This is a genomic window from Singulisphaera photorubra (assembly GCF_045290345.1).
GTDB lineage: Bacteria > Planctomycetota > Planctomycetia > Isosphaerales > Isosphaeraceae > Singulisphaera.
On the sequence record NZ_CP155447.1, the window covers coordinates 3,903,224 to 3,915,835 of the forward strand.

At 61.6% G+C, this 12,612-nt stretch carries 12 protein-coding genes and 1 pseudogene; 2 read left to right on the forward strand and 11 right to left on the reverse strand.

Annotated features, from left to right (window positions below; translation table 11 throughout):
- Positions 1 to 47: 47 nt before the first annotated feature.
- Entirely contained in the window at positions 48 to 470 is a 423-nt protein-coding gene (locus V5E97_RS14965; protein ID WP_406700116.1) for an archease, read from the forward strand.
- 44 nt (positions 471 to 514) lie between these two features.
- Here the strand turns inward: V5E97_RS14965 and V5E97_RS14970 are convergent, their stop codons facing one another.
- From V5E97_RS14970 to trxB, 4 genes and pseudogenes are all read right to left on the reverse strand, one after another.
- A complete protein-coding gene (locus V5E97_RS14970; RefSeq protein WP_406700117.1) occupies positions 515 to 1,489 on the reverse strand; it encodes a carbohydrate kinase family protein in 975 nt (324 codons plus the stop codon).
- 125 nt (positions 1,490 to 1,614) lie between these two features.
- Positions 1,615 to 3,186 (reverse strand): annotated as a pseudogene (gene ftsH / locus V5E97_RS14975) (ATP-dependent zinc metalloprotease FtsH); the annotation flags it as partial.
- The gene (locus V5E97_RS14980) at positions 3,159 to 3,650 is read right to left on the reverse strand and encodes an ATP-dependent metallopeptidase FtsH/Yme1/Tma family protein (RefSeq protein WP_406700118.1); all 492 of its coding nucleotides are present in this window, start codon (positions 3,648 to 3,650) and stop codon (positions 3,159 to 3,161) included. The pseudogene ftsH and the gene V5E97_RS14980, both read right to left, overlap by 28 nt.
- Before the next feature lie 298 nt (positions 3,651 to 3,948).
- Complete coding sequence (trxB, locus tag V5E97_RS14985) at positions 3,949 to 4,977, reverse strand: thioredoxin-disulfide reductase (RefSeq protein ID WP_406700119.1); 1,029 nt, start codon at positions 4,975 to 4,977, stop codon at positions 3,949 to 3,951.
- 509 nt (positions 4,978 to 5,486) lie between these two features.
- Between trxB and V5E97_RS14990 the strand changes: the two genes are divergently transcribed.
- The gene (locus V5E97_RS14990) at positions 5,487 to 5,738 is read left to right on the forward strand and encodes a carbon storage regulator (RefSeq protein WP_406700120.1); all 252 of its coding nucleotides are present in this window, start codon (positions 5,487 to 5,489) and stop codon (positions 5,736 to 5,738) included.
- Here V5E97_RS14990 and V5E97_RS14995 read toward each other — a convergent pair.
- The 7 genes from V5E97_RS14995 to V5E97_RS15025 form a co-directional block, all read right to left on the reverse strand.
- On the reverse strand, positions 5,702 to 6,409 hold the full coding sequence (locus tag V5E97_RS14995) for a winged helix-turn-helix domain-containing protein (protein WP_406700121.1): 708 nt from the start codon (positions 6,407 to 6,409) through the stop codon (positions 5,702 to 5,704). The two genes, V5E97_RS14990 and V5E97_RS14995, sit on opposite strands and share 37 nt — an antisense overlap.
- 134 nt (positions 6,410 to 6,543) lie before the next feature.
- Positions 6,544 to 7,392, reverse strand: a complete 849-nt coding sequence (gene pstB / locus V5E97_RS15000) for a phosphate ABC transporter ATP-binding protein PstB (protein ID WP_406700122.1) — start codon at positions 7,390 to 7,392, stop codon at positions 6,544 to 6,546.
- Positions 7,393 to 7,397: 5 nt separating this feature from the next.
- Positions 7,398 to 8,351, reverse strand: coding sequence for a phosphate ABC transporter permease PstA (gene pstA, locus V5E97_RS15005; protein WP_406700123.1), 954 nt, complete (start codon positions 8,349 to 8,351; stop codon positions 7,398 to 7,400).
- Positions 8,348 to 9,307: a phosphate ABC transporter permease subunit PstC gene (gene pstC, locus V5E97_RS15010; RefSeq protein ID WP_406700124.1), complete on the reverse strand. Its 960-nt coding sequence runs from the start codon at positions 9,305 to 9,307 to the stop codon at positions 8,348 to 8,350. The genes pstA and pstC overlap by 4 nt, the downstream gene beginning before the upstream one ends.
- Positions 9,304 to 10,272 (reverse strand): PstS family phosphate ABC transporter substrate-binding protein, encoded by a 969-nt coding sequence (locus V5E97_RS15015; protein ID WP_406700125.1) that lies wholly within the window; start codon positions 10,270 to 10,272, stop codon positions 9,304 to 9,306. Before V5E97_RS15015 ends, pstC begins: the two co-directional genes overlap by 4 nt.
- Positions 10,273 to 10,384: 112 nt before the next feature.
- A complete protein-coding gene (locus tag V5E97_RS15020) occupies positions 10,385 to 11,674 on the reverse strand; it encodes a sensor histidine kinase (protein ID WP_406700126.1) in 1,290 nt (429 codons plus the stop codon).
- Positions 11,675 to 12,161: 487 nt separating this feature from the next.
- Positions 12,162 to 12,599, reverse strand: a complete 438-nt coding sequence (locus V5E97_RS15025; protein WP_406700127.1) for a DUF4265 domain-containing protein — start codon at positions 12,597 to 12,599, stop codon at positions 12,162 to 12,164.
- Positions 12,600 to 12,612 lie beyond the last annotated feature (13 nt).

Below are 12,612 nucleotides of genomic sequence, written 5' to 3' on the forward strand. Positions count from 1 at the left end.
AACGACTCGGCCCTCAGAACGCCCCGACGGGGCACGGAGTTCGTCCCTTGGGATCCATCGAAATCTTCGACCACACTGCCGACGTTGGGCTCAAGATTCGAGGCCGCGATCTCAACGACCTGTTTCGAACCGCGGCGCAGGGGGTGTTCGACTATATCGTCGTCAATCGACCCGACGTTCGTGTGGAGCGCCGCGACGCTCTCACTCTGGAGGCGGACTCTCCCAGCGAGTTGCTCACGACCTGGCTCAACGAGTTGATCTACCGGCTCGAGACCGAACACCGGCTCTACGCCGATTTCGACGTGACCGTGGCCGAGGATGGCCGAAGTCTGCACGCGGAGATCGGTGGCGAGCCGATCGATCACGATCGGCATGTCCTCGATCACGAGGTCAAGGCCGTCACCCATCATGGCCTGGCGCTGGAGCGCATCGGCGACGAATGGGTGGCGGAAATGATCCTCGATATCTGAGTGGGGACACGAGTGAGGAGCGTCGGCCCGGCCCGGTATCGGGTTCAGACCGGCTCGATGGCCAGCTCATGCTGCTGGATGAAGGCGTCGGCCTCCGGGCGGGTGAAGACCCCCGCAGTGGTTCCGATCGCGCGGACGCAGCTCGCACCTACCGCGCTGGCGAGTTTCAGGCAGTCGAGAGTGGAAAGACCATCGATGAGCCCGGCGATGAACCCGGCATCAAAGGCATCCCCGCCGCCGGAGCCGTCGAGGTAGGCGACCGGGTAGGTCCCGAGTCGAACGCGGAGTGAGTCGGAGACGACCACTGCGCCTCGCTCGCCACAGGTAATCACCACGCAGCCGGCGCCAAGGTCCCGGAAGGCAAGGGCCTGGCGAACGGGATCGGTCTCGCCCAGGATGAGGGCCGCTTCATCGGTGTTCGGCAGGAAGACGTCGGTTTCGGGCAGGACAGCACGCAGATGACGGAGGTAATCGCCGGGGCCGGGGGTGGCGACGTCGAGCACGGTGACCGTCCCTGCCTTCCTGGCGCGGGAGAACCGCTCGGCCAGGGCCGCCGCGTGGAGGGCGGGAAGGATCAGGTAACCTCCCACGTAGAGCACACGCGGAGTGGGATCGAGCAAGAGGGGGTCGAGGTCCGCGGCCGTCAGACCTTTGTTGGCCCCGAACGAATGAACGAAGCGCCGGTCCTGTCCCTTCACGTTGATGATCAGGGTCTGACTGGTCGCTCGCGAGGGATCGATCGAGAGGGCGCGGACATCGACACCGTTGGCGACCAGAGTCTCGGCCACGAACCGGCCGAAGGCGTCGTCACCCACTTTGCCGCAGACCGCTGCGCGAACGCCTAGCTTGGCCAGGGCGATCGCGGCATTGGAGGCGCAGCCGCCAATATTCAAGATCAAGTCGTCGGCCGCCACCAACTCGCCGGCGGCCGGAAGGTGTGAGATTGGCGTGCAGAGATGGTCGGCAACCACGACCCCCGCGCAGACCACTGGGCACGCGCTCGTTGACTTCGTCGACACGGCGATCGGCTCCCGAACCCATCAATCGATCAGGCCTCACCTCAACGGTCAGGGTCGAAAAAACCCTGACCGTTGGGGAAGAGAGTCTACCAGAGAGGCAGGAGCACCCCTAGGGCCTTTCCCGATCAAACTGGGTTGTCGAGCGAGGCGGCAACCTCATCGCCGGACACATTCGTGGGCGGACCGGCTCGCTTGCCGATCAATTCCTCGATCTCCGAGACGCTCAGGACCTCGCGTTCGATCAAGGCTTCGGTCAAGCGTTCAAGATCTTCACGGTGATCTTCGAGCATGTGGAATGCACGCTCGTCGGCCTCGCGAAGGATACGCGCAACCTCCTCGTCGATGACCTGCGCGGTGTGCTCGGAATGGTCACGGGTTTCGCTCATTTCACGACCCAGGAAGGGGTGCTCTTCCGAAGCTCGGAAGAAGACCGGGCCGATCCGTTCGCTCATTCCCCACTGTGTGACCATCATCCGGGCCAGGCGGGTCGCCTGCTTGAGGTCTTCGGCGGCCCCCGTCGTGAGGTCATCGTAGATCAGGCGCTCGGCCGCGCGGCCGCCCAGCAGGACGGCGAGCTTGGCGTCGACCTGGCTTTCGCTATACCCGAGCCGATCCTCCTCGGGGAGGAACTGGGTGACTCCGAGTGCCCGGCCTCGCGGGATGATCGTCACCTTGTGGACCGGGTCGGTGTTTGGAGAGAGCCAACCGACCAGGGCGTGGCCGATCTCGTGGTAGGCCGTGGCGCGTTTGTCCTTCTCGGTGATGAACTCCTCGCGCTTGGCCCCCATGATGATCTTGTCGCGAGCCGCATCGAAGTCGGCCATGTCGACCTGGTTCTTGTCTTCGCGGGTGGCCAGCAGGGCCGCCTCGTTGACCAGATTGGCCAGGTCGGCTCCGCTCATGCCCACGGTCCCCCGCGCAATGCCTTCCAGGTCGACGTCGGGGTCGAGCGGAATGTTGCGGCTGTGAACCTTGAGAATGGCGAGGCGTCCCTTCTTCGTGGGGCGATCCACCGTGACGTGACGGTCGAAACGACCGGGACGGAGCAGGGCGGGGTCGAGCACGTCGGGACGGTTGGTCGCCGCGAGCACGATCACGCTCTCGTTGGGAGAGAACCCGTCCATCTCGGTGAGGATCTGGTTGAGGGTCTGCTCGCGTTCGTCGTGACCTCCTCCCAGCCCTGCGCCTCGGACTCGGCCGACCGCGTCGATTTCATCGATGAACAAGATACAAGGACTGCTTTCCTTGGCCGTCTTGAACATGTCGCGGACCCGGCTGGCACCGACGCCCACGAACATCTGGATGAACTCGGATCCGGAGATCGAGAAGAAGGGAACACCGGCTTCTCCCGCCACCGCGCGAGCCAGCAAGGTCTTACCCGACCCAGGCGGGCCGATCAGCAGGACCCCCTTGGGAATCCGGCCGCCGAGCCGCTGGAACTTCTCGGGGTTTTTGAGAAACTCGACGATCTCCTGCAACTCGCTCTTGGCGTTCTCAAGCCCGGCGACTTCGTCGAATGTCGTTCTTTGCTTCGACTTATCATGCCGTTTGGCCGGACTCTTGACGAAGCTTCCGAGGATTCCCCCGTCAAACTGGTCACGGGCCCGTCTCATCATGAAGTAGACGAGGCCGAGAATCAGAAAAGTCGGGAGCAGGAAGGTGACCCAGATCAGGGTGTTAGCCGTATTGGGCGGTTGAATGTCGATCTTGACGGATTCCTGCCCCGGCTTGGCCTCCGCGGCTTCCTGACCCGGCTTAATCTCCTCTCTTTCTCCTCCGCCTCGCGGAGCTTGTTCACGACATCATTGATGGCTTGTTCGGACGGGAAGTTCGTCACGAACTTCGAAATCGGCAACGGCAATCCCCCCGAGGGGTTGGGCATCGTTGCTGAAGGATAGAGTTGCTTTTTCCGAAGCTCACCGCGCGCTTCCCCACCCTGGATCGATAAGGTCTTGATGTTGTTCATCTTGACCTGATCGAGGAAGAAGGGGCTGTAGCTGACCGTGGTCTCGGGTTTGGACGAGAGCTGCCAGAAGATTAAGGCGAATCCGACAATGAGCAAGAGCCAAAGCCAGGGCGGAGTGGGAGACCCACCGGCCGCGTTGGGCTTGCGGCCGCCCGCGGATCGTCGGGGAGGTTCTTGCGGGGGTCGACTCTCCATACGATCTCAATTCCCAAAAAAAATCTTCCCGAACGATTTGTCGCGGCATGGGCATCGCATCCCGATTGCCGCCGTCAGGGTATTGGTATTGTAGCGAAATTATTCTGAAAATTCAGGATCAATCGAACCGCGATCGAACCCGCCGGTATTTGTCCCTCTACAAGAGCTCACCGACAAGGGACACAGCCAGGTCCGAATCGTGTTCTTTATCGTCGAATTCCAGCCCCGAAACACGAAACCGGGACCAGAAGATTCGGACGAAAAATACGCGGCTAGCTCTACAGCCGCAGCTCGGATTTTAACCGTGAAGCGATTCGAGCCATTTTTCGCAATCGATTGCGGCGGCACAGCCCGACCCAGCGGCCGTGATTGCCTGTCGATAATGCGTATCGACGACATCACCGGCAGCAAAGACCCCTTCTACGCTTGTGGCGGTGCCGAAGTTCGCCATTTGATCGCGGAGTCCTTCAGGAGCGGGCGTTCCTTTCCAGGCCAGCGCGGTGGGGGTCAGGATGTAGCCGTCGGGCGTCATCGCGAGCTTCTCGCGGAAAATCTTGGAATTCGGCGTGTGGCCGATCGCCAGAAAGAGGCCATCCAGCGCAAGGTCGCGAGTCGCGCCTGGTTTCCCGTCGAGCGCGGTGAGCCGGACTCCGGTCAACGAGCGATGAGGTTCGTCGACACCCAGGTAGGAATGAACTCCGGCATTCCACGCGTATTCGACCTTCGGGTTATCGAAGAGCCGCTTCTGCATGATTTTCGAGGCACGAAGCGAATCGCGGCGGTGGATGAGGGTGACTTTCGCCGCGTAACGCGTGAGGAAGTTGGCCTCCTCAACCGCCGAGTCGCCTCCTCCGACGACCGCGACCTGCTTGCCGCGGTACAACGCCCCATCACAGGTGGCACAGGTACTCAGGCCGTAGCCCATGTAGTGCATTTCTTTATCGAGTCCGAGCGTCCGGGCCGAAGCGCCGGTGGCCACAATCACGGCGTCGGCCGTGTATTCCGCCGTGGCCGCCTCGGGGTCTTTGGGATCCGTGGAGGTCTTGATCCGAAAGGGACGCTGGGTGAAATCGACTTCAATGACCGTTTCGTACCGGCAGTCCGCGCCGAATTTCTGGGCCTGCTTCCGCATCAATTCCATCAACTCGGGACCGTCGACGCCCTCCGGGAACCCGGGGAAATTTTCGACGACCGTCGTCCATGTCAATTGGCCGCCCGGCTCGTGCCCCTCCAAGACGAGGGGCGAGAGATTGGCCCGCGCCGAGTAGAGCGCGGAGGTCAATCCCGCGGAGCCTGACCCAATGACAATCACCCGTGTATGGGACATCGTTTCCTCGCCAGAGGCAGACCGTCCGCGACGGAAGCACCCCCTCCGCCGACAGTCTTCAAACTCAATTATTCGCACTATGCTGCCAAAAATCGCGGCGCTGTCCAGCGCAGACCGGAATTCTCTGCCCCGGAACCCGGTGGCCGAGTCCCCAAAGGCGGAACGGTCCAAGCGACCCCTCAACGCGGTCCGCGGGGTCCGCTCGCGAGGTCACAAACGATGACTCGGCAGTAATTGAATACGGAAAACAACATCGAACGGCAACCCGATGATGGCCGTAAGAGTGGCATCGCGATGCCTGGGAGACGGTTCCCACGCAGGAATCAAGGGGTTCTGACGGACCATGGCGAGTTGAGAATTGGTCGAACCGAGGTGGGAAAATTTGCTGAGTTCAATCTGGGGGAGACTTGTAACCTAGGTTACTCAGGAGAGACAACGTCCCCAGGATTGGGGTGGTTGGACAGAAGCGTGATGGAAACGTGGGTGACGTCTCCCGAAGGAATTGCGCCATGCTGGTGTTGACACGGAAATTGATGGAAAAACTCTACATCGGCGACGATATTTGCGTGACCGTCGTCCGCCTCGAAGGGGGACAGGTACGCTTAGGCATTGAAGCGCCTCGCGAAATTGCGGTGGTCCGCGCGGAATTACTTCCGGAGCGGAACGCAGTCACCCAGAATGCCTCGGCCCACCCCACCGATGGCGCTGCAGACCGCCAACGACCTCAGGTCTCGATCAGTCGAGGCACATGGAATCGGTAACCGACGCCTCGAACGGTCTCGATCAGATCGGCCGCGTCCCCCAGTTTCTTACGCAAGCTTTTGATATGGACGTCGATGGTCCGCTCGAGGACCACGGCGTCTTCCCCAATCGCGGCGTCCATCAACTCGTAGCGTGTGAAGGCTCGGCCTGCCTGACGGAGCAGGACCTCAAGGAGGCGAAACTCGGTCGGCGTCAGCGGCAATTCCTCGCCCTGGTGGAGTGCGCGGTGACCATGGCGGTCGATCGCCACTCCCTGACTCTCAATCAATGTGCTGGAGGACGATTCCTCCTTGGACTGTCGCCTGCGCAGCTCTTTCTTGATTCGCTCGATCAGGATTTTGACGCTGTAGGGCTTGGTCACATAATCGTCGGCACCGACGGCGAAGCCGACCAGTTCGTCGGTTTCTTCGGCCTTGGCGGTGACCATGACGATCGGGATCTCCCGGGTCCGGGCTCCGTTCCGCAGCTCGCGGCAGACCTCCAAGCCGGGCTTAACCGGTAGCATCAAGTCGAGCACGATCAGGTCGGGGAGCTTTAACTGGGCTTGCCGCAGTCCATCCTGGCCATCGTGCGCTGTCAGGACCTCGAACCCTTCGCGTTCGAGATTCGCGGCGAGGACTTCCACCAGCGCACGCTCGTCTTCCACAATCAAAATCTTGGCTTTAGGCATGGTCGGCGGGACCCGTTGGGTCTATCGGTCTGGGCGTTGAGCGACCTACCTATCTTCACGGTTCGCGGTGTCACTGGTGTGTGGATTCTGAGAAAAACCGTGAAGAAGCGATGATTTGATCCGCTCCTCAAGGTTTAGCCAATCCGCCCGGTGATGTAGGCTTCGGTGCGCGAGTCCTTGGGATTGGTGAAGAGGAGGTCGGTCGCGCTGAATTCGGCGATCACACCGGTCCGGTGTCCGTCCTTGGCGGATTCGTCGAGCATCAGACAGGCCGTCAGGTCGCTGACCCGACGGGCCTGCTGCATGTTGTGAGTGACGATGACGATCGTGTACTCGTCTTTGAGATCGTCCATCAGGTCTTCGACGCGTGCCGTGGAGATCGGGTCGAGGGCCGAACAGGGCTCGTCCATCAAGATAACTTCGGGTTCGACGGCCAGGGTGCGCGCGATACAGAGCCGCTGTTGCTGGCCGCCGGAGAGTTCCAGACCCGAGCGATGGAGCTTGTTTTTGACCTCGTCCCAGAGTGCCGCGCGGCGGAGCGAACGCTCGACGAGCTCGTCCATGTCGCCCCGGTAGCCGTTGATCCTGGCGCCCCAGGCGACGTTCTGGTAGACGCTCTTGGGAAACGGGTTCGGCTTCTGGAAGACCATGCCGATCCGCCTCCGGAGCGCGACCGGGTCGGTGCCCGATTCGGTGATGTTATCACCGTCGAACCAGACCTCTCCCTCCATTCGGGCCCCGGGAATCAGATCGTTCATCCGGTTGAAGCAGCGGAGCAAGGTGCTCTTGCCGCATCCCGACGGGCCGATCAAGGCGGTAATTTGCCGCCGTGGGATTTCGATATTGATGTCTTTGAGCGCAAGCGAGGCCCCGTAGAAAACCCGAAGGTTTCGCGCGGCCAGAACGCTCGACTCGGGGCTTGCCGTGGTCGCGGGCTGCTGAGCAGCGGCGACCGGCGCAACGGAAGATTCGGGAAGGCTCATGGCGATTAGCCTCGGCCAGGGCGACCGTACCGGTTGCGGATGACGATGGCCGTGGCATTCATCGTCAGCAGCAGTACGAGCAGGATCAAGATCCCCCCGGCGGTCACGGTCTGGAACTGGATTTTGGGATTCTTCGCGTAATTGTAAATCTCGACCGGCAAGACGGTATATCGGTCGAACGGGGAACGCGGCAGCACGCCGATCGAACCCGCGGCGCCAACCATTAATAACGGGGCGGTCTCGCCAATCGCGCGAGAGAGGCCCAGGATGGTCCCGGTCAGTATCCCAGGCAAGGCCGCTGGGAGGATGTGATCGCGAATCATTTGCCAGCGCGTTGCCCCCAGGGCCAACGCCGCCTGGCGGAGCGAATTCGGCACCGTCCGAAGCGCTTCCTGAGTCGCGATGACGATGACCGGAAGGACGAGAAGGCTCAAGGTCAAGCCACCGGCCAGGAGCGTGCGGCCCAGCGCGATCTCTTTCATCCCGAAGGCCCGGACGAACAGCGCCAGGCCGAGGATGCCGTAGACGATCGAAGGGACCCCCGCCAGGTTGGCGATGTTCGTCTGGATGATCCGACGGAGCAGGCCAGGGGGCGCGTACTCTTCGAGAAAGACCGCGGCGCCGACACCGATCGGGATCGCAAAGACGGCCACCAGGCCCAAGAGCCACATACTTCCCGCGATCCCGGCTCGGAATCCGGCCAGGGTCGGGTCGCTCGACTGCGGCCTGGTCGCCAGTCCCCAGAGCATCTCGATCAAGCTTCGGGTGTTGCTTCCGATCGCGTACCAAGGCTCGGCTCCGGGGCGGCGCAGCGCCGCGGCGATCACGGCTCCGAGCACCACCGAGAGCACGACCACGCCCGTCAAGGTGGCGGCAAAGCAGGCCACCCCGAAGATGGGACCCAGGAACCGTCGAGCTCGACGGTGTGGCGCATACAAGGACGACCCCGGCGCGCTCATTGGTAGACCTCGCGATACCGACGGAGAACCAATCCTGAGACGATGTTGAGAGTTAACGTGATGGCGAAGAGCACCATCCCCACCGCGAACAGCGAGAGATATTTCGGCGAGCCGTATGAGGCTTCGCCGTTGGTGACCGCCACGATATAGGTGGTCATCGTCTCGATCGAGGTCAAGGGATTGAGGCTGATCTGAGGCCGCATCCCCGCAGCCAGCACGACGGCCATCGTCTCACCAATGGCCCGGCTCAGCGCCAGGATAAACGACGCAACCACGCCGGAGAGGGCGGCAGGCACGACGATGCGCGTCGAGACCTCGAACTTGGTCGCCCCCAGCCCGTATCCGGCCTCGCGAAGTCCGCGGGGGACCGCCGAGAGCACATCCTCACTGAGCGAGGAGACCATCGGGATGATCATCACCCCCACCACGATGCAGGCGCTAAGGGCGTTGAACGTCTCGACGCGAATCCCCAAGGGCTCGAAGATCGCCTTGAGGACGGGCGTCACGACCAGCAAGGCGAGATAGCCGTAGACGATCGTCGGGATTCCCGCCAGGAGCTCGAGCGTCGGCTTGAGGACCGCCCGCAGACCACGAGGAGCGTACTCGCTCAGGTAGATCGCGCTCAAGAGGCCGACCGGCAAGGCGATGATCGTCGAGCCTGCCGCGACGACAAACGTCCCCCAGACGAGGGGGAGGATTCCATATTTGGGGGGGTGGTGTTCGGGTTTCAGCACCGTGCCGGTGAGAAAATCGAGCACACTCACCCCCGACTTCCGGAAGAAATCGACGGTCTCCACACCCAGCACGACGATGATCCCGGCGGTCGTCAGCACCGTGATCATCGCGCAGAGGAGCAGGAATAAAGAAACTCCTGACTCGCGAATGGCGCGGAGCTTGGAACCGCCCAACCAGAGCTTGTCGTCCGCGTCAACCGGTCTCGGTATGGTCGCGCTCACGCTGCGTCCTTCGCGGTAGGAGCCGAGGCGTCTCCGCCAGCCGACAGGGCCTTCTGGTTGGCCTCCTGCGTCTTCGAGGTGGGAGGGACGTATCCCCCTTTTTTCGCCAGCTCCTCAATGTGCTCGAGGTAATACTTCAGGAATCCGAACACGGCGGGGCGTCGGATCGAGGCATTCTTGACGTAGATGAATAAAGGCCTCGAGAGCGGGGTGTAGCTCTCGTCCAGGATGGTGGCCTCGGAAGGCATGACCGGAGCGGCGGCGCCATTCTGGATCGGAATCGCGCGGAGCTTGTTGGAATTGGCTTCAAAGTATGCGTGGCCGAAGTAGCCGAGTCCGTCGACGTCGCCTGCCACGCCGTTGACCAGCGTGTTATCGTCAGAGCTGGGCTGGACGTCGTCTCGCTGCTGCTTGGCCTTGCCGACGATCACTTCGGTAAAAAAGTCGAACGTGCCTGAATCTTGATCGGGGCTGTAGAACACGATCGTTCGGGCCGGCCAGGACGGGTCCAGATCCTTCCAGGTCATGACCTTGCTGTTCGGCTCCCAGATCGCCTTCAATTGGGCGACGGTCAGGGATTTCACAAACTGATTCTCGGGATTGACGACCACGGTGATGCCGTCGGTGCCGACGTTGAAGCGGGTCCACGGGATCCCTTGCGCCTTGGCCTTGGCTTCCTCGTCGGCGTTCGCCGGTCGAGAGGCGTCGACGATGTCGATCTCTCCGGCCAGGTAGTGGCCGAACCCGCCCCCCGTCCCGTGGTTGTCAACCACCACGGTGACGTTCGGATTGACCGCGCTATACGCTTCACGGGCGGCTTCACTGATCCGAAACACGGTACTCGACCCGTCGATGTCAACCGTAGCAGATGCGCCGGAGGGGCTCTCGCCGTCTCCTCCGCATCCGACAAGGATCATGGCGACTAGTGTCGCCGCCTGCAGTCTGGCACTCCGCTCGTGTCGCATTGCGATCGTTTCCTCAGCCTATGGAACGGCCTCTGCCGTTGAGTTTAACGACCAAGTGTGAAGATTGTGTGAGGAGGCCTGGAATTCCCAGCACCGCGCTTGGAAAACCGGCTTAGATCCGGAGTTCGTGCGGGCGGAATCGGGGGAGTTGAACGGTGAAACTGCTCCCCGCGCCCAGTCGGCTGGCGACCGTGACCTGCCCGTCGATCGACTGGACCAGGTGCTTGACAATGGAGAGGCCCAACCCCGTTCCGCCGAGTTCTCGGCTCCTCGCTTTATCGACCCGGTAGAACCGCTCGAAGACTCGAGCCAGTTCGTCGCGAGGAATGCCGATCCCCGTGTCGGCGACCTCGACCACGACGGCGTCGTCCGCCTGGCGGCAGGTGACGCGAACCGAGCCACCTTCGGGAGTATACTTGATTGCGTTGTCGACCAGGTTATCGAGGATCTGGCGGATCGCTTCCTCGTCGGCCTTGACTTCGCTCCGCTCGTCGAACTCGTCGAGTTCGAGGGTCAGGTTCAGCCCCTTGGTATCGGCGCGGTCGCGATGCGAGTCGAGGCAGGCCGTGATCACTGGGGCGAGTTGGAGCGGGCCATGCTCGAAGACCTCTTGGCCCGACTCCAGTCGAGCCAGGCTCAGCATGTCGAGAATGAGTTGGTTCAATCGTTCGGCCTGCTCATCGATTCGCTCGAGAAAGCGAACGTTGACCGCCTCGTCCTTTAGTGCCCAGTCGAGCAGGGTCTCGGTATACGCCTTGATCGAGGCCAGCGGGGTTTTCAACTCATGCGAGGCGTTGGCCACGAAGTCCTGCCGCATCCGCTCCAGCCTCCGCAGTTCGGTCACGTCGTGGAACACGAGGACCGCGCCTGGAGGCGGGCCGGGGAGTGGGGTTCCATAAACCGCGAGGATCCGCGAATGGACTCGCAAGACCGATTCCCGAGTCGCCAGGGTCACTTCCCCTTGGTACGGATTCTGGCTGGAGAGGGTCTCCTCCACGGCTCCTTGAACCTGAGTGCTGCGAATCAGTTCGGGAATGAGCCTGCCAACCGAGTCGGCATCGATCCCGAAGAGCTGGTTGGCACTGGCGTTTGCGAAGAGGAGTCGCCGCCTCGCGTCGATCGCGATGACCCCCTCGGACATCCCCCCCAGCACGGCTCGGAGCTGCTGCCGGTCCTGTTCCTGGAGAGCAATCCGGGCCTCGAGCTTGGGAGCGACGACGTTGAACAAGCGAGCGAGCGGCCCGGCCAGACACAAATAATTCGCGGCAATCGGCCGTGTCGGCCGGCCATTGCCAAGAGCGGCAATACCTCGTTCGAGCTTCGCCAGAGTCCGCCGCGACCGAAGTGCGATGAATGTGACGATCGCCAGGGCGACCGCAAGCACGATGCAAACCAGGACCATATCTTCTCCATCCCTTGCTTTCAGGTCCGCCGCGAAAAGTATCAACGGCGATCGAGCCCGGGTCAAGCAACGGAGGAACACAGGAACATTTTAAAGTGGCCTGGCTCTGTTTCGAACCACTCCGTTGGGTATTCCGCGAGGGGCCGTTGATTTCGGGCGTCCTGAATCCGGCCTGGATCAACGTGCGACTTGCTCTTGGTGTTGCTGGAAGTCGAGGCGTGGGATTTGGAGACGATCGAGGCGTAAATTGCGGATTTGGAGCGGGATGGTCTGAGGTTGGGGGGGCGGGGCCACAATGGACGTGGTCACGCGCGACTCACCGGTCAGGAGTGTCGGAAGGCCTCGATTGCCTGCTCGGATAGCGCGATCGGCATGGTGGTTCTTCGACGAAAATCGCCAGAAGTCAGAATCTCATCGGTAGAGGCGTAGAAAAGACGTCCAGGCTAAATCAAGTCCTGACACTTTTCATTCATATCATCCAGAGGGCCTATTCCCAGATGATTGCCTCTTCGTAGTCCCATAAACCTTTCCTCGAGCCGTCCTCCAGCAGGCCTCTGACTGATCCCATGTCGATGTTGGGTGGTACGTTGATGGCCAAGAGGGTTGTGTTGATCTCGCTGAGTTCCGTTTCACATCCAAGCCTTGATAGCTCGGATCTCAGAGGCGAAGGGTCTTGGTTGTCAAAGAAGATGACGCGAAGCAGGGAATTCTTCGACCATTCCCGAGTCCTCAGGAAATAGGCTTCTCCATCGCGATATTCGACATCAATCACGTCCCCGTAGGTGGCCTGACTCGCGAAGAAGGGAATGTTATCGATGAGGTATCCCCCGTCCCGTGCCTCTTTGGCCCAGACTCTTTCCGAGTCGAACGGGGGGTATCCCTCATCATCGCGCACGAGCTCCATGACGACTCTGATCAGATTCATCTGGGGGCCTACC